This is a genomic window from Idiomarina tyrosinivorans (assembly GCF_003987475.1).
GTDB classification, from domain to species: domain Bacteria; phylum Pseudomonadota; class Gammaproteobacteria; order Enterobacterales; family Alteromonadaceae; genus Idiomarina; species Idiomarina tyrosinivorans.
Genome location: NZ_PIQH01000007.1, coordinates 106368 through 123929, shown reverse-complemented (window position 1 = coordinate 123929; position 17562 = coordinate 106368). Strand labels below are relative to the sequence as shown.

General features: G+C 48.7%; 16 protein-coding genes. 5 read left to right on the top strand and 11 right to left on the bottom strand.

Annotation, left to right across the window (positions count from 1 at the left end; genetic code table 11):
- The first annotated feature begins 15 nt into the window (after nucleotides 1-15).
- Entirely contained in the window at nucleotides 16-897 is an 882-nt protein-coding gene (locus tag CWI84_RS08440; protein WP_126842156.1) for a LysR family transcriptional regulator, read from the top strand.
- A 79-nt stretch (nucleotides 898-976) separates the two neighbouring features.
- Nucleotides 977-2071: a S41 family peptidase gene (locus CWI84_RS08435; protein WP_126842155.1), complete on the top strand. Its 1095-nt coding sequence runs from the start codon at nucleotides 977-979 to the stop codon at nucleotides 2069-2071.
- Nucleotides 2072-2137: 66 nt separating this feature from the next.
- On the opposite strand, the gene katG is transcribed toward CWI84_RS08435, so the two are convergent.
- From katG to CWI84_RS08420, 3 genes are all read right to left on the bottom strand, one after another.
- On the bottom strand, nucleotides 2138-4366 hold the full coding sequence (katG, locus tag CWI84_RS08430) for a catalase/peroxidase HPI (protein WP_126842154.1): 2229 nt from the start codon (nucleotides 4364-4366) through the stop codon (nucleotides 2138-2140).
- Nucleotides 4367-4595: 229 nt separating this feature from the next.
- Nucleotides 4596-6410, bottom strand: coding sequence for a ferrous iron transporter B (feoB, locus tag CWI84_RS08425; RefSeq protein ID WP_126842153.1), 1815 nt, complete (start codon nucleotides 6408-6410; stop codon nucleotides 4596-4598).
- 52 nt (nucleotides 6411-6462) lie between these two features.
- Nucleotides 6463-6693, bottom strand: coding sequence for a FeoA family protein (locus CWI84_RS08420; RefSeq protein ID WP_126842152.1), 231 nt, complete (start codon nucleotides 6691-6693; stop codon nucleotides 6463-6465).
- A gap of 180 nt (nucleotides 6694-6873) precedes the next feature.
- Between CWI84_RS08420 and CWI84_RS08415 the strand changes: the two genes are divergently transcribed.
- Nucleotides 6874-9021, top strand: coding sequence for a TonB-dependent siderophore receptor (locus tag CWI84_RS08415; RefSeq protein ID WP_126842151.1), 2148 nt, complete (start codon nucleotides 6874-6876; stop codon nucleotides 9019-9021).
- 84 nt (nucleotides 9022-9105) lie between these two features.
- Here the strand turns inward: CWI84_RS08415 and yjjJ are convergent, their stop codons facing one another.
- Nucleotides 9106-10482, bottom strand: coding sequence for a type II toxin-antitoxin system HipA family toxin YjjJ (yjjJ, locus tag CWI84_RS08410; RefSeq protein WP_126842150.1), 1377 nt, complete (start codon nucleotides 10480-10482; stop codon nucleotides 9106-9108).
- A gap of 182 nt (nucleotides 10483-10664) precedes the next feature.
- Nucleotides 10665-10883, bottom strand: a complete 219-nt coding sequence (locus CWI84_RS08405; protein ID WP_126842149.1) for a DUF1653 domain-containing protein — start codon at nucleotides 10881-10883, stop codon at nucleotides 10665-10667.
- 100 nt (nucleotides 10884-10983) lie between these two features.
- Here CWI84_RS08405 and CWI84_RS11825 point away from each other — a divergent pair, with 100 nt between their 5' ends.
- The gene (locus CWI84_RS11825; protein WP_241968760.1) at nucleotides 10984-11091 is read left to right on the top strand and encodes a peptidyl-prolyl cis-trans isomerase; all 108 of its coding nucleotides are present in this window, start codon (nucleotides 10984-10986) and stop codon (nucleotides 11089-11091) included.
- Between the two features lie 45 nt (nucleotides 11092-11136).
- Here CWI84_RS11825 and CWI84_RS08400 read toward each other — a convergent pair whose 3' ends face one another.
- From CWI84_RS08400 to CWI84_RS08385, 4 genes are all read right to left on the bottom strand, one after another.
- Nucleotides 11137-11478, bottom strand: coding sequence for a zinc ribbon domain-containing protein YjdM (locus CWI84_RS08400; RefSeq protein ID WP_126842148.1), 342 nt, complete (start codon nucleotides 11476-11478; stop codon nucleotides 11137-11139).
- Nucleotides 11479-11625: 147 nt separating this feature from the next.
- Nucleotides 11626-12852, bottom strand: a complete 1227-nt coding sequence (locus tag CWI84_RS08395) for a TonB family protein (RefSeq protein WP_126842147.1) — start codon at nucleotides 12850-12852, stop codon at nucleotides 11626-11628.
- On the bottom strand, nucleotides 12845-13240 hold the full coding sequence (locus tag CWI84_RS08390) for a BlaI/MecI/CopY family transcriptional regulator (RefSeq protein WP_126842146.1): 396 nt from the start codon (nucleotides 13238-13240) through the stop codon (nucleotides 12845-12847). Before CWI84_RS08390 ends, CWI84_RS08395 begins: the two co-directional genes overlap by 8 nt.
- Before the next feature lie 107 nt (nucleotides 13241-13347).
- Entirely contained in the window at nucleotides 13348-13644 is a 297-nt protein-coding gene (locus tag CWI84_RS08385; RefSeq protein WP_126842145.1) for a hypothetical protein, read from the bottom strand.
- Nucleotides 13645-13709: 65 nt separating this feature from the next.
- Between CWI84_RS08385 and CWI84_RS08380 the strand changes: the two genes are divergently transcribed.
- Nucleotides 13710-15404: a class I SAM-dependent methyltransferase gene (locus CWI84_RS08380; protein WP_126842144.1), complete on the top strand. Its 1695-nt coding sequence runs from the start codon at nucleotides 13710-13712 to the stop codon at nucleotides 15402-15404.
- Between the two features lie 20 nt (nucleotides 15405-15424).
- On the opposite strand, the gene CWI84_RS08375 is transcribed toward CWI84_RS08380, so the two are convergent.
- Together CWI84_RS08375 and CWI84_RS08370 are read right to left on the bottom strand one after the other, a co-directional pair.
- Nucleotides 15425-16426, bottom strand: a complete 1002-nt coding sequence (locus CWI84_RS08375) for an SEC-C domain-containing protein (protein ID WP_241968759.1) — start codon at nucleotides 16424-16426, stop codon at nucleotides 15425-15427.
- A 45-nt stretch (nucleotides 16427-16471) separates the two neighbouring features.
- Nucleotides 16472-17545 (bottom strand): Fic family protein, encoded by a 1074-nt coding sequence (locus tag CWI84_RS08370; protein ID WP_198674500.1) that lies wholly within the window; start codon nucleotides 17543-17545, stop codon nucleotides 16472-16474.
- Nucleotides 17546-17562 lie beyond the last annotated feature (17 nt).

The window sequence follows — 17562 nt, the reverse complement described above, 5'->3', positions numbered from 1 at the left end:
TTATAAGAACTCGTTATGGATCGCTTTACTGAAATGCAGACCTTTTGTGCCGTTGTAGAGAAAGGTAGCTTTGTTGCTGCAGCAGCGCACCTAAACCTTTCCAAAGCAGCAGTTTCGCGCTATCTCCAGGGTTTAGAAGAACGTTTACAAGTACGCCTGTTGCAGCGCACGACCCGACGCATGACGCTGACTGAAGAAGGCACCTTGTTCTATGAACGAGCAAGGCAATTAGTAGACGGCGTATTCGCTGCTGAAGATATGTTGCAAGAAAAAACCGAGCACGTGCAGGGGACTTTGCGCATTAATGCGCCGATCACCTATGGAGTAAATCATCTGGCGCACCTGTGGCCTGAATTCCACCGTCAATATCCGCAGTTAAAGTTAGAAGTTACGCTATCGGACCGCATTACTGATGTTGTTGAAGAGGGTTTTGACTTGGCCATCAGGATTTCACAATTACCGCAATCGACACTGATAACGCGCAAGCTGGCGAGCACCGAGATTGTTATGGCAGCGTCACCCAAGTATCTCCAGCAATTTGGTACGCCACAACAGTTAAGCGACTTAAAAGATTACCCGATTGCTCACTACAGTTATTGGTCGGACGGATTACATTGGCGCTTCCAAGGGCCGAACGGCACCGAGTCTGTTGCCATCCAACCATGGTTTGTTAGCAATAACGGCGAGAGTTGCAAAGCCATGGCATTAGCTCACCAAGGACTGATTCTACAACCCGACTTCTTGCTCGCTAACGAACTTGCTAGCGGTCAGCTATTGCGAGTGCTGCCGCAATACAAAGCGCTGCAGTTGGGTATTTACGCGGTATTCCCCTCACGTAAACAGCTCGCGCCAAAAGTACGAGCGGTTATTGATTACCTCGTGGCTGCACTGGCTTAAAATTCCGTTACAAATAGGAAGCGGCATTTGCAGTTGAGCGGAGGTATGATAATGCGCTCATGTGAGTTGGAGTTAAATCATGTTTAAACCCTTGTTATTGAGCTCTGCTTTACTGCTCACCGCATTACCTTTTTGCAGTTCGGCACAAGACCCTGCCGACCAGTGTTTGAATGATTTGGCCGCATTACCCAGCTTTTTAAAAGCCAATGATGCCGGTGCTAAAGACCATATTGCCTATTATGGCCAAGAGCACTTCGATAAGGCACTCGACAAAGCACAACTGGAAGCGGCCAATGTCGAATCGATGAAAGATTGCGAGCCAGTGCTCAGCCAATATCTGAAAGCCTACCGCAAAGGCCATTTGCGCGTTTGGTACATCAACGAAGAAGATCGCGGCGAGGTATCTGTACCAGACGCGAAGAAAGCCGATGAACCGAGCATTAATGTGTTGTCTGAACAAACGTTGCAATTGCGCCTACCAAGCTTTGACCCGCGCCATACCGAAGCCTTGAAATCGTTGCTTACAGCACAGCAACAAAGCTTAGCAAGCCACCCGTTCTGGATTATCGACGTGCGGGGCAACGGCGGCGGCAGCGACTCGACCTACGCAGTGTTACTGCCCTACTTTATGGTCAACTCCTACCAAAGTGTCGGTGTGGAATGGTGGGTAACAGAAGAAAATATCAAAGCCCAGCAACGCATTTGTGATGTGTTTATGCCAAACGACGAAGCGTGCCCGAAAATGCTTGAACCGGTGGTTAAAACCATGCGAGCAGCGCCTCTGAACAGCTTTGTTTCGAACGATCCAAACGCCAAACCAACGGATTTTAACGAGCCTGAGAAAGCGCCTATTCAACGCCCACAACGGGTGGTTATACTGGTCGACAGCGGTTGCGGCAGTTCATGCGAGCAATTCCTTTTAGCGGCACGGCAAAGTTTTAATGTGAAATTGATGGGGGAACGCACCCATGGCAGTTTGGACTATTCCAACTTGCGCCCACATTTGTTGCCTTCAGGCCAGTACCAACTGATGTATGCCACCTCACGCTCTAAACGCATTCCTGCGCAACCGGTAGATGGCATTGGCGTTGTTCCAGATGTATATGTGCCGTTAGATAAAAACGATGGTGTGGATGTCGCCAAAAAATGGCTGGAAGAGACCATCTCCATGTAACCAAAACGGCAGTAGGACTAAAAAAGCGGCACTCAAGGTGCCGCTTTTGTGTTTTTGCTGAATCACTTAGTGGTGTAAGTCGAAGCGGTCGAGCTTCATCACTTTGTCCCATGCAGCAACAAAGTCGTTGACGAATTTCTGTTTACCGTCGTTTGACGCGTAAACCTCAGCCACTGCTCGCAACTCTGAGTTAGAACCGAAGATCAGGTCTACTGGTGTAGCCGTCCACTTCAGTTTACCCGTCGCGCGGTCACGACCCTCATAGATACCCTGCTGACCTTTGGCTGGACTCCACTGGGTTCCCATATCCAATAAATTCACGAAAAAGTCATTGGTTAACGTACCCGGCTTGTCGGTAAAGACACCATGCTTACTGCCACCGGTGTTGGCATTCAACGCCCGCATACCGCCAACCAAGACGGTCATTTCCGGCACGCTCAACGTCAGCAAGTTAGCTCGGTCAACCAGCGCCTGAGTCGGTTTGTAGCGCGCTTCTGAACTGTAGAAGTTGCGGAAGCCATCGGCATGCGGCTCTAATGGCGCAAAAGCCTCAGCATCGGTTTGCGCTTGGTTGGCATCGTTACGGCCTGGCGTAAACGGCACAGTGACGTTGTAACCGGCGTCTTTTGCCGCTTTTTCTACCGCAGCGCCACCCGCCAAGACAATCAAGTCGGCCAAAGAAACCTGGGTACCATCAGACTGTGCGTTGTTGAAATCGTTTTGGATGCGTTCCAACCTCGCCAGCACTTTAGCAATCTCTTGTGGATTGTTAACTTGCCAATCTTTCTGCGGTGCCAAACGCAAGCGCGCACCATTGGCACCACCGCGCATGTCGGTGCCACGGAATGACGCTGCTGCGGCCCAAGCGGTACGTACCAATTCAGGAACTGTTAACCCAGAATTCAGTACCTTGGCTTTCAAATCAGCAATATCACTACTGTCGATGAGCTTATAGTCCACCGCCGGAATCGGGTCTTGCCAGATCAAGGCTTCTTGCGGTACGTCTGGACCGATGTAACGCGCTCTAGGCCCCATGTCACGGTGAGTTAATTTGAACCACGCTTTTGCAAACGCTAACTCAAATTGCTCAGGGTTTTGTTGGAAGCGTTTCGCAATTTCACGATACTTTGGATCCACTTTTAAGGCGATATCGGTGGTGAACATCATTGGTGCGTGGCGTTTACCCTCGATGTGTGCGTCTGGCACCATGTTCGCGCCTTGGCCATCCTTCGGTTGCCACTGAATAGCACCGGCAGGGCTGCGGGTTTGTTCCCACTCAAAGCCAAACAAGTTGTCCAAGTACTGGGTCGTCCATGCGGTAGGGTTTACCGACCATGCCCCTTCTAAACCACTGGTGATGGTGTCTTCGGCATTGCCTTTGCCACAGGTATTTTTCCAACCCAAGCCTTGCTCCTCAATAGCGGCGCCCGCAGGAGCTTCTTTCAAACAGTCTTTCGGATCGTGCGCGCCATGCGCCTTACCAAAGGTATGGCCGCCCGCTATCAGTGCGACGGTCTCTTCATCGTTCATCGCCATCCGCCCAAACGTCTCGCGGATGTCATTTGCCGCCAACTGCGGATCCGGAACACCGTTTGGACCTTCTGGGTTTACATAAATTAAGCCCATTTGCACCGCCGCTAAGGGCTTCTCAAGTTCGCGGCCTTCTTTGTAGCGTTTATCGCCCGCTAGCCATTCAGTTTCTGGGCCCCAATACACCATGTCGGGCTCCCAGTCGTCTTTGCGACCACCCGCGAAGCCAAAGGTTTTAAAGCCCATAGACTCCATTGCCACGGTACCGGTGAGCACCATTAAGTCGCCCCAAGAGATATTGCGGCCATACTTTTGTTTCACTGGCCATAATAAGCGCCGCGCTTTGTCTAAGTTGGCGTTATCTGGCCAGCTATTCAACGGTTCGAACCGTTGCTGCCCACCGGCAGCACCGCCACGACCATCTTCCACACGGTAAGTACCGGCGCCGTGCCATGCCATCCGAATAAAGAACGGACCGTAGTTTCCATAGTCGGCTGGCCACCAAGGCTGTTCGGTGGTTAAGGTTTGCTTGATGTCGCGCTTAACCGCTTCCAAATCGAGCTGGTTAAAGGCTGCAACGTAATCGAAATCGGCACCGTAGGGATTAGATTCGACACTATGTTGGCGAAGTGGCTCCAGATTCAGTTTTTTCGGCCACCAGAACTGGTTTGACTTTGCTTGGCCTTCCATATCTTGCGCCACTGCGACCGAAGAGATCGCGAGCGCCATGGAAACCGCCAGAGCAGGAAAGGCTTTTTTCAACATTGGACTCACCTGTTAATAATTGCAGTTAATGGGAAAACGTCTGTGCACATCTGAAATGAGCGTAGATGAATTTTGCCGAAAGTAGATGTAAATGGAATGTTAAAAAGACGATTGGTATAATCGGAAACTTCGGGGTTAACAGTGAAGTCCGCGATACTTGTATAAAAAGGCCCCGAAGCGATATCGCCACGGGGCCGAAAATATTTGGGAAATGGCTAGGTTGTTTGGGTTAACTCACCAGTTGGAAGGTGACCACCGCAATAATGTAAGCCAGTACGCCATAGGCCGCCATTAACCCCCAAGCAATAGAGCCTTTACCGGTTTCAGCGCGAAGGGTTGCTACCGTTGCAACACATTGCAATGCCACCACGTAAAACAGCAGCAGCCCCAGGCCGGCTCCCAGAGTCAAACCATCGGCTTGAATATTCGCCGCTAAGCCGGCGATATTGTCGTCGGCACCGGCCATCCCAAACAATGTACCCAGCGCGCCAACGAAAACTTCCCGCGCCAAGAACGACATAATAATCGCCACGCCATAGCGCCAGTCTAAGCCCATGGGTTCAAAAATCGGTTCGATGATATGGCCAATTTGGCCTAAGAATGAGCCCTGTAGACCCGCGCCTTGGGGGAAGTAACCAAGCACCCACAAACACAAAGAGATAATGAAAATTACCGGTGCCGCGCGGCGAATGAAGTATTTGCCACTGTTCAATACCCGATGAAATAGCGGCTTCCAATGCGGAACCCGATACGATGGTAACTCCAAAATAAATGGCATATCCATTTCGTCGCTTTGGTTACGGGTAAAACGATTGAGCAGTAAACTCACAATAAGCGCAACGATAATACCGAACAGGTACAAGCCAAAGAACGCCGCACCACGGAAATCAAAAATGCCGAACAGCGTTGCATCTTCTGGTATCAGTACCGCAACCAACAAAGCATATACCGGTAACCGCGCCGAGCACGACATCAACGGAATGGTCATCATGGTAATCAACCGTTTACGCGGCGATTCGATAGTCCGCGCGGCCATAATGCCGGGAATAGCGCAGGCAAAGCCGGATAAGTATGGGATAAAGCTGCGCCCGGACAAACCGAAATAACTCAATGGTTTATGACAAATCAGCGCTGCGCGGGCGAGGTAACCGCTATCCTCCAGCAGGCCAATAATAAAGGTCAGCACCATAATCTGCGGCACAAACACTAAAAATGCCCCAACACCGCCAAACACGGCATCGTTCAAGAAGTCGGAAATCATTCCGGGGCCGATTAACGCCGTTAACCAATGCGCGAACTCGGTGATACACCATTCCACCCCATCCATTAACGGCGTCGCCCAAGTAAAAATACTTTGGAACAGTAAGAACATCACCGCCAAGAAGGCAACGCCACCTAGTACATTGTGGAGTAAAAAGCGGTCGATACGATTCTGGCTTTTCAGCACAACATCGGCTTGGATGCCATATTGTTTGCTGATGTTACGCGCACGTTCAATGACTTTTTCTCGTGCTTCAGGAATATCGTGATGGCTGGTTTTGCCTTGCTTAACTAACGCCGGCAATGCCTTTTTGAATTCTGCGACACCGATGAGCTTTTTCGCCGATAGCGCAAATACCGGCGCCCCTAAGGCCTGTTGCAAACCGTCTACATCAATTTCAAAGCCGTGCTTTTGCACTTCGTCGATCATGTTCAACACAAACACTACCGACTTACCGTTTTCTTCCGCTAAACGCTGCGCTTGCAAACCGAACACCAAACTGCGCTCTAAGCGGGTTGCGTCTAGTACACAAACCACCATTGAAGTGTGTTCGTCGTGAACCGCAATATTCAGTTTTTCGATGGCTATTTGTTCATCGCGCGAAAGACTATTTAGGGAATACGTGCCAGGGAAGTCGATGAGTTCGAACTCATCAAACTGGCCACTTTTTAATTCAACCGTAACGCCCGGGAAGTTGGCGACTTTTTGGCGTAAGCCAGTGAGTTGGTTAAACAGCAAGCTTTTGCCGCTGTTTGGCTTACCTACAAGAATAATGCGTTGCATGACGCCCCTACTATCTAAACGGTTTGCCAAGAGGGTGGAAGCGGTTTTTGGCCTACGCTGCCGTTAAATGGATCTGCTCAGCAATGGTTTGCTCAAGCGAGTACACGCAATCGCCCAATTGCACCACTAGCGGCCCTTTTAAGGGCGAGCGACGCAAACACACAATTGGCTGACCTTGGCAAAATCCCATTTCTTCTAAACGGTTGGCAACAGTCGTCGACAACGCGTTGTGAAAGTTTTGAACATGGGCAATTTGATTAGCCTGTAGATCCCAAAGCGTCATAACCACCTCTCAAGTTAATTGATAACCATTATCAACTAGACCTAAATAAGAATCAACCTAATTTGCATGAAAACTGTGCATTTTGACTGGGGGAGATAACCAACTCAAATTAGGTATTGCGAATCATTCGCATTTACATTAAGCTTGCCGGACTTTCCATTGTTGATAGAGGACAACGCCGTGAAAACCGTATCTCGCGTAGCATTAGCCGTAGCCGTTGCAATCCACACAGGCACTGTGCTGGCACAAGAAAAACAGGCCGATGATATAGAACGCATTGAAGTCGCTGGTGAGAAGCAAAGCGGTTATTTAACCAATAACCAGCAAGGCGCCAGCAAGTTAGACATCAGTTTGAAAGATACCCCACAAATGGTATCCAGCATTAGCAGCCAAAAAATCAAAGACTTTGCGCTGGACGATCTGAACACCGCATTAGAAACCTCGGCGACGATTAATGTTGAGCAAGTCGAGAGCGACCGCACCTACTTTAGCTCGCGTGGCTTTGCAGTGAATAACTTTCAAATAGACGGGATTGGCTTGCCTTTGGCGAACGGCAATTCACACGGGCGCATCGATACCGCGCTGTATGAAAAAATCGAAGTCATCCACGGCGCCAACGGCATTATGACCGGAATCGGCAGCCCCTCAGCAACGGTAAACTTAGTGCGCAAACGCCCGACTACCGAAACTCACGCCAATTTTAGCGCACAGTTGAGTTCGTGGAGTGGTAAGCGGCTGCAAGGCGACGTTTCCGGTACTCTGACAAACAATGTCCGCGGCCGTATTGTCGCGGTGACCGACAACAGCGATTCCTATTTAGACCGCTACAGCAACGATAGCCAAGTATTTTACGGCGTGCTGGACTACGCACCGACCGCTGATACCCTAATCACTATCGGCCACAGCGAACATCGAAGTAATACCGATGGTCCACTCTGGGGCGCGCTGACGCTTTACTATGGTGACGGGACACCGACCAACTTTGACCGTTCAACCAACATCGCCGCCGACTGGTCGGAATGGAATGTCAGCGAAAGCCGATCTTTCATAGACGTGGTCACCGCGTTGAACAACGATTGGAGTTTGCGCTTTGCCTACAACCGTGAACGCAAAGACGAAGACACGGTATTGTTTTACACCTATTTAGCCGACGCGCAAGCTGGGCTGGATCCCGAAACCGGGCTTGGCCTTATCGGTTACGGTAGCGACTATACCCTAGATGAACAAAAGGATACTTTCGACACCTATTTAAGCGGTAACTTCAATGCTTGGGGACTGACCCACCAAGTAGTCGTTGGGGCGAGCTATGCGCGTTTAGACTGGGTAGATACCTCACTCTATGATTACCATACCGGCAACGGCTTCCCCGCCATGCCAGCATTGCCTGAGTGGGACGGTAACACGCCATTGCCCGAATTTACCGACGGTGAAGACGGCAGCGTTATTGATACCACACAAAAATCGGTGTACGCACAAACTCGCTTGAGCCTAACCAAAAACGCCAAGCTTTTGCTCGGAGGACGCTTTAATCAGTTCGTCGCCGACGGAATTGGCTATGGAGTGGACCAATCGCGCGATGAAAGCCAGTTTATCCCATATTTTGGGTTAACCTACGCGTTAAGTAACTCCACCACGGTTTACGGCTCTTACACCGAAACCTTTATGGCGCAAAGCGAGCGAAATCGTGACTTTGAACGTTTGCCACCGTTAACCGGTAAGAATAGCGAAGTGGGCATAAAGTCGGAATTATTCGACGGCAACGCGTTGCTATCGGCCGCCTATTTTCAGGTAAAACAAGAGAACTTAGCCGTCGCCGACGGCACTGCGCAAAACCCGTCGACGAACGTGCCTGAAACGGTGTACCGAGCAGCCAAAGAAGTTGAGAGCAAGGGTATAGAGGTTTACCTGTCGGGAGAAATTGCACCAGGGTTAAATGGCGTAGTTGCCGCCACGGCGTTTGATATTTCCGGTGACGAAACGGTCGAGAGTTATACCCCAGAGCAACTCTTCCGTACCTCACTAACCTACAGCCCGAGTAATCTGCCGCAGTTGAAAATCGGCGCCACCTACATATGGCAAGCGAGCATCTACCGCAATGAGGGCTTAGTGGCAGAGCAATACGACAATGCTGGCGAGCCGATCATTGTGCGCCAAGATGCCTACGGCCGTTTGAACCTGATGGCAAGCTACCAATTCACTGAACAATTAAGCTTGAGCCTGAACGCAAACAATGTGACCGATGAAAAGTACATCAACAGCTTGTATTGGTCACAGGGTTACTACGGCGCCCCAAGAAACTACTCAGCGACCCTGAGTTACCACTTTTAAACCGAGTTGTGTGAACGCTGGAACGTGACAGCGACGTTAGCCCCAGCCATTTTGGTTGGGGCTTTTTTTATTGGCTTGATATCGCTACGCCATACGATTGATGACCGAAGAAAATTCATCTACTGCTGCGAGCTGCTGTCTGGCTAGAATTTTGAAGTGTTCACTAACATCCGCGCTTTCTAACACGTTATGCCAGAAGTCCAAGGCCATCTGATAAGCCGCTTGCCAGCAGACTTTTGATACACGGGCAGTTGTTCTAATCGGGAACACCGAAGACGGCAAGTCTCCATTAGGCTTTGGAGAAAAGTGCATTGGGAGCATGTCATAGATAGGTGCTAATGACAGCGGTCGACCACCGCAATTTTCTACGGATACATTGCCAAGGTGCATATCTGAGTTCGCAATAAGTTGGCCAAATGCCCAAGCTATTTTGCACTGATTAGTTGCTTCGGCAGTAATTACTCGCTGCGCCTGCAATTCGTCTGCAACTTCAGGCCATGACTGCAGCCCCTTCCCAACAAACTCTGCCTCAAGACTTAGGAATGAAACCACGCCTACTCTGCCACCATTATTCAACCGATCAAAACGTCTAGAAGCAAGCAACACCCTGTGGTTAGCACAGAAACTGCGATTATGTGCCGCTTTTAGGAAGTCAGAGCGGTTCATCACATGAGATGATATAGCCTCAGCGTGCAATAGATCGGCCCAACGCCTAGCAACCGAATCGGTCTGGTCGCCACTGATTCGCCCCGAGAACTTAACGATGCATTCAGCGTCTCCAAGTTTTCCAGTAAACTTTGGCTGCTCTCCTCTGGCAGATGAATCGAAATGCTCGCCACTGGCAATTTGCTCTGCCATAAGAGAGGCATCGTTGTCGTTTATGGACTTTTTCACTGGTGCATTTAACCAACGCTGATAAGCATCAGCGCCAATCAATAAATTGCCAATATGGTCTTGCGGGTATTTTGCTAGCATCGCCAATACATCATCATCGGACCAAGCTCGAGGGTCTGTATCTACTCGTTCGGATTGCTCTGCTAAGCGCTTCGCAAACAAGCGCCCCAGAAACCCTTGAGGTCGCATATCGGAAAGCCACCAAGGAAGCGACTCATAGAACTTCCATTCGCTAACAGATTTATTGGCGTCAGATTCGAAGCGAAAATACTGCACCAAATAGCAGTTCGCAGGATACACACTGTAAAGTTCGGCCATCTTTTCGGCCTCTCCATTACGATTTACCCGATAGATAGGCAGTGACGTAGCGCCATTGAACTGAGGGAGTGTTCTACGCAAAAACCACCTTGTAGACCTGCCCTCACCAGCCTTTAGCACTTGGGACGATAATTTTGCCAATTGACGGCTAATCGTCGTTCCATCCACACCTAACTGTCTCGCTAAACTTGCAGCAGACTTTGGCTCAAGCTTAAGCGTTAAAATAATGTTATCTGTTAACTTTGACACACACTTTTCTCGCTAAATAGTGCTTCCGAAAGATCAAAATACGGCGCATTTTTGCATTGATTATTAAAAATATAAAATATTGTTTTATATATAAAATATATAATTACTTCGCAAAATGCAGTGTTTTATGCATCGATTATATATATGCGTTTATTATGTTATAGCAGAAGTGAACTATTTTGTCAGTTCACGAAGGTGAATCGCGGTTGTGCAGTACCGTTTATTTCCACGGTTTCGACAAACATGTCGTAGGGGCGAACCCAAAGATCTTGGTCACCGTAAAGCGGCTTATAAAGGACTAACCATTCTTCGGTTTCGGAGTGGCGGACAACGTCTATCACTTGATAAAACGGACCTTTGTAATGCTGGTACTTGCCGGTAGGTAACGGTGGCTTTTGCATAACTCGTGTTTGTTTGAGGAACGTTGCTGCGCATTATATCGCAAACTGGCCTCACAAAAGGGTACAATAATAGTGCTACAGCAACAGACAGGAGCAGAGCATGGCGAGCGCGCAGGCACTACATATTTTGGTCAAAACCCGCGAAGTTCACGGCCCAGTGAAAACCGCATTCGGTTGGCACCTGATTAAAACCCTGTCGCGCGACTGAGCCGCACATAATAGAGCCTATAAAATACCTTTGTTTTTCGTTTGTTCAGGCCTTTTTCACAAACTCGGATTTTAACTTCATCGGGCCAATGCCATCGATTTTGCAGTCGATATTATGGTCACCCTCGACGAGTCGACCAATTTTTACTTTGGTACCTATTTTCGCGGTTGCTGAGGTTCCTTTTACCTTCAAATCTTTAATCAGCGTAACGTAGTCGCCGTCTTTCAATTGCGTGCCGTGCGCGTCTTTTACTACAAGTTCATCGTCGCTAGCTGTTTCACTACCTGCCACCCACTCATTGCCGCATTCAGGGCAAACCAGCAAGTTGCGGTCTTCATAGGCATACTCCGAACCGCATTTTGGACATGGGGGTAATGGGCCAGTCATTTTCTCTTCCTCGTTAGGCAATACAACGGCCAAACAAACGTCCGTATTCTGATGAGGAATAATACCACAATATGAGTAGGGTTTTGTGAAATGAGGGACCAGTGCTCACACATAATGCATAAGCACTGGTTTATTGGCTGACAGGAGTTAGTCTTTATCGAGCTTCATTTGCATGCGAACTTGCATGGGCTTGTTGTCTTGCGGAACATAGCGCCAGCGCTCAAGTGCAGCTATTACCGCCCTATCAAACACGCCCTCTGGTTGCGAATCTAGCACCTTAATTTGCGACGGTTTGCCTTCATCATTGACCACAAATGACAGATCCACATGCCCCTCAATACCCTGTTCCACCGCTTGCTGCGGGTACCGCGGCTCAACGCGTAACGTGGGTATTAGCGGCTTATTATTGTCTGCCGCAGACGCCTGGCTAGATTCTGAATGCGCAGGTAGCTGCCAAATAACTGCTAACGAACAAACCAGTAGCCCACTCACAAGAGCTGGAGCACGACGCACCGTGTGGCGCTGTTTTAATTGCATTAAACGTTCTTTGATCATGGTAACTCTCCCTTGATGATAACCATAGTGAGTACTACAAAGGCCTAGATGTACCAAGCCTTTATCTCGGGATGAATGAATCGTGGTTTTCAGTAATGCCTCGGCATAGGCCAAAGTGCCAGATGAAGCATCGTCATGGCTAAATTGCGCCAACACATCAGCATCGCAGGCTAATTCTTGGTCGGCACGGAAGCGACGGTAGCTCAGCCACACCAACGGATTAAACCATTGCGAGCAGACCAACAGCCAAGCCAGTAAATTGATGCGGGTGTCGCCGCGACGCCAATGCATGAGCTCGTGGCGCAGAATGAGTCGGCGTTCCTCGGCGGTATAACTGCGGCTAAAGTGTTGGGGCAGTTGAATGGTGGGGGTCAGCCATCCAAATATGCCTGGCGTTGTGATGCTTTTAGTGCGCTGTAATCGCAGTCGACCGATATGCGTGCTGCCACGACCCGACAATACAGCAGCTTCTACAATTGTTACGGCTAGCATTGCCATTGCACCGCATAGCCAAACCGTTGTGATGGTTGACCATGAGCTATCTGTAATATTTGCTGTAACCGCAGAATTATTGCCGGCATAACCCACAATGGCCGCAAAGGTCGGTAGCACCGAAATACCCATTGCTATGCACACCGATTGTAGCGCCGGGGCTAGCCAAGGGCTTGCAATGGCTAAAGTCGCAATAAGCGGCATAACCAACCATTGGTTATAGAGGGTTTTGGCACCCAATAAATTGAGTAACCCTTTATGGAATATCAGTAACACCAGGCAGGCACATGAAATGGCTAGAGTGTAGCCTACGAGCAGTTTAATCATCGCTCTGCTCCTGTTGCTGCTCCCAGTCGGCAATAATGCGTTTTAACGACTCCACATCTTCACGACTTAAATTCCGCTGCTGCGCAAACCCCGAGACTAAACCGGATAGGCGCCCAGAAAAAAGGCGGTCGACAATGGTCGAGCTGACCTTGGTTTGGTAGTCCTTTTGATCAACCAACGGAAAGTACCGATAGGCTCGCCCCGACTTATGAAAATCAATTGCGCCTTTGTTCACCAAGCGGCTCAGCAAAGTCTTAATCGTTTTCTCGTGCCAATCGTTGGTTTGCTGAACGGTTTTCACAATATCCGCCGAGAACTGAGGTGACGACTCCCAGAGGACATTCAAGATCTCCAATTCGGCATTTGAAATATCAATGTTTGACGGCATCCTTCGCTTCCTTAAACTGACTACACATGTAATCCTTAAGGCCAAAGATTACAGATGTAGTCGAATAAAGCAAATATTTTTCGGACTTTTTTTAGGTGGGCGGTTGATTAATGCAGACGGTGTTCGCGCCGCGCTTCGATTTGCTTGGCAGGTAGGTGTTTGCCAATCACCGGTTTGAGGGCGTGCTGTACCAACGGAATTAGCTGTTTGAATTCCTCCATCAGCACCGACTCCGCGACCTCTTCATTAAATACCAGCGTCACGGTTAAACTGGCAGGGAAGCGCTGATAGTCGACGGTGTGGGTTAACCAAATAAACCCGGACAACTGCGGTTTCATAGTCTCACACACGTCGGTAAGCCGCTGAATAATCTGGTTTTCCATTTTTTTATCGGATTTGCGCATGTCTCGGCTTTTGTCTAGGTGTATGGTGTAATCAATGGATTAAGAGAAAAAGCAACGTCACCATAATGGATAACAATATTTCGTTCTACAGCAAAAACGCAGAAACCCTAGCGGCACAATACGATGATGTGCCGTTTGAGGCCGTGCATAAAGACTGGTTAGAACATATCCCGAGCGAAGGCATGGTCCTCGATGTCGGTGCAGGGTCAGGACGTGACGCACGATACCTCGCCGCCAAAGGGCTGACGGTTGTTGCTGTTGAACCTGCGGCAGAGTTGCGCGAGGCATCACCCAAATACCAAGTAGCTACACGCAAACCCATACATTGGGTCGACGACCAGCTACCAGAATTAAGCAAAATATTCGCACTACAAACCAAGTTTGATTTGATCTTGCTAAGCGCCGTCTGGATGCACATAGCACCCTCGTCCCGGGAACGCTGTATCCGCAAATTAAGCAGTTTATTAAAGCCCAACGGCAAACTGGTGATATCGCTTCGTCATGGAAGTTGCCATGACGAACGCACCATGCACCCGGTATCGGCGAGCGAACTGGCAGAATTTGCCAAGCAGTTTGGCCTGACCTACCGACTACTAACGCCAGCCAATCAAAAAGACGAACTCGGCCGCAACGACGTAAGCTGGCAAACCGTATTACTCACCCTGCCTGATGACGGTACCGGCGCTTTTCCATTACTCAGAAATATTGTGGTGAACGACAACAAATCGTCGACTTACAAGGTGGCGCTATTACGCGCGCTGCTGCGCATTGCCGAAGGACACCCGGGCGCGGTCATTGATCAGTCCGATACGCATGTTGCGCTGCCTATGGGGCTGGTCGCGCTTTATTGGTTAAAACTGTATAAACCGTTAATTGACCAATATGGTATGCAACAAGGCAGCTCAAGCGGCATCGGGTTTATCAAGGACACCGGCTGGAAAGTACTAACGCCTTACAGCAATAACGATTTTTATATTGGTGCCAGCTATAGCGATGATGCCCTCGGGCAAGGCCTGTTTCGAGCATTAAAAGATATCTCGGCCACTATCAAAAACATGCCGGCGAAATATATTACCTTACCCAACAGCCAGACCGCGGTGTTTGACGTAGCGCTGGCACGTCACTCACAGCCTAAAAACGCGTTTTGTTTGGACCTGGATTTTCTCTCAGCATTTGGCCAGTTTAGTGTACCGCGACATATCTGGGATTCACTGACACGATTTAGTGTTTGGATAGAGCCGGCTCTAGTGAACGAATGGGCCGTACTCATGGCAGGCTACGAAAACAATAGGGCAAAGCAGCTAACCAAACTGGACTACCTAAACGCCTTGCATTGGGAAGACCCAAAGCGGACGACAGCCCGCGTAAGAAAGCGTGCAGAAGAACTGATGGCAAACCATCCACTGCACTGTTGTTGGACTGACGATAAGCTTTCAGCATCAAATTATGCTATCGACCACGCCTTACCCTTCGCACGCTGGCCGAACAACGACTTGTGGAATCTACTGCCAACGACTACTGCAGCGAACGGTCAGAAATCGGATAAGCTACCAACCTCAAAACGCCTGCAAGCGTCGCGACAACGCATTCTTTATTGGTGGCAGCAAGGCTGGGGCGAACAGACTAATGAATTCTTTACTCAAGCCACACTCGCGCTACCGAACTTGGGCAACCATAACAACAGCTACGACGACGTATTTGAAGCCCTAGCCCTGCAACGCGAACGGATTAAAGATTTTCAGCAGTTGGAGGATTGGTAGGTGGCGAAAGTGTCATTTATTTAGCTTACCGAAAACTGAAAAGTCTGCGCTAACATCGGCAGTAAGCGCACATCTGTTGGAACACGCTTACCATTATTAAAAATTCTAGGGTTTACCACAACAAACCCAAAAAACTCCAAGAAGCGTGTTAAAAAGCGCGTCTCAATTACGGAACGCAGCTGCTCCTTTGGCGTCTGGTATTTATCGTCTTCAAAAAAATCCAGTACATCGGGAAACGCTATCGCCGTCTCTTCGGTAAGCTGCTCAAGTGCGCCATGCTTTTGAATTCGCCAGACCATGAACAACCAAAATTCTCTTAAAGGAATATCCTCTGACCAAAGATCGAAATATCCCCAGTTATAGCGCTTCGTCGCCGCTTCTAAAAGTGCCGGGAAAAATCCGTTAATCCCTAATTTTGGGTATTGGGTTTGTGCCCAACGGGTTAACTGAAATTTACCTTTGCGAATAGCAATGATTCCCGCCAGTTGAGCTTGAACGCGGGTGTAATGTAAAGCGTTGAACTTGTCCTCGTTACTGCCCGCGTAATCGCTAATACTGACAGTATCGTTGAATTCTGCCAACGCAAATTCAGGCAACAGTTCACTGGCGCGCTTCACTAAAGCCGCCGGTAAGTTGCCTTTTGTCGTGGCTTTAAGGGCACCACCCTGCTCTATAATGGCATCCAATATCACTTCAAGATAGCGCATCACTGGGCTCGCGCTTAAGTCAGATGGCGTTTGAATGGTGACGTTCTTCAGCTCAGATAAAGGCGCGTAGAGCCAATTAGTCATTTGATTCGCCGACAAACCACAAAAGTCAGCTTGCGGCTTGTTATTCTGCTCGTCTACTCGCTTTTGCAATACAACGTTTAAATCATCCAGCGATAAATTAGGATTCATCGAAACAGTTTGTTGAATAGCGTCATGCAATTCCGCTGGCATTGCCAAACCCTTGCTCATACAGCAGTTTTCAAATAGTTTGCCACTACCACACGGGCAGATACGTTTGTTCGCGTTTTTCACTGTCTATATACCTAATGTATTGGGTAGGACGGTTGTGAATTTACATTAACTATTAATCGCTGGAATGAAATCTTCTCTCTCAAGCACCTGAATCAAGCTCCGCATCAAATAATTATTCATAAAGCTGACACTATAAGTGCGACCGTTTGGCTTTAGTGGTCGAATAAAGCCAGCGTCCTTCATCTTAGCAATCAAATGTGTACGTTGCCGCATCGATAGACCATCTAAGATATCGTCGAGTTCACCAGCTTTAAAATGCTGCTTTTCAATACCGATACTGAGTACCCGTGCTTCTTCGTTTGTAAGGTATCCACGCTCTTTCGCTAGATTTAGCGTTGGTACAAGGATTTTTCTGTATAGAAACTCAAAATCGAGTAGCTTATTGACTTTAGTGACCTCGTGCAAAATTCCCGTTAGCACATAATCACACCAGTTAAGTACTGATTCATCGGTGCCTAGGTCGGCATCTGCTAACCGTTCATAATAGTAATCCCGATCATTACAAAAAACGGCTGTTGGGTTCAAAATTTTACCGTCCTTAACATTGAATCCATACTTGATAAGCAATGCGTACGTTAACAAACGAACCACTCGGCCATTGCCATTTCCAAAGGGATGTATCCAGGTAAAGCGATGGTGTGAGATAGCTGTTTTCAGTAAATCATATTTTTCCGAGCTCTTTTCATTGATAAAGTCTAAAAGTTCGTCCATGTATTTTTGCACATGAATTGCGTCTGGAGGTACATGTGCTGACTGGGATATCTCAACATTCCACGATCGATAAGCTCCGGGAGTGCGATCACCCTCGACAGTCAAATCTCCAACAACCAAAGCGTGAAGTTGCCGAATAAAGTGATGAGTAATATCAGAGCCTTCTTCTATCGCTTGTTCTATGAAATCCATAGCCGCTTCAACGTTCGCTATCTCAGAAAATCGTTCGGAAACGTGCTCGCTTTTTTCAATTTTACGCTCAATATATTCCGAAATAGTTGTCCGATTTCCCTCAATACGAGCTGAGCCGACACTTTCCAGGATGTGAAATATTTCTTTCAGCTGGAAGAATATCCACGGCGCCGTGGTCCCATGTAAACGCAGCTTTCTTAAATGAGTCAGCTCCATTAACGTATCCGTTAGCG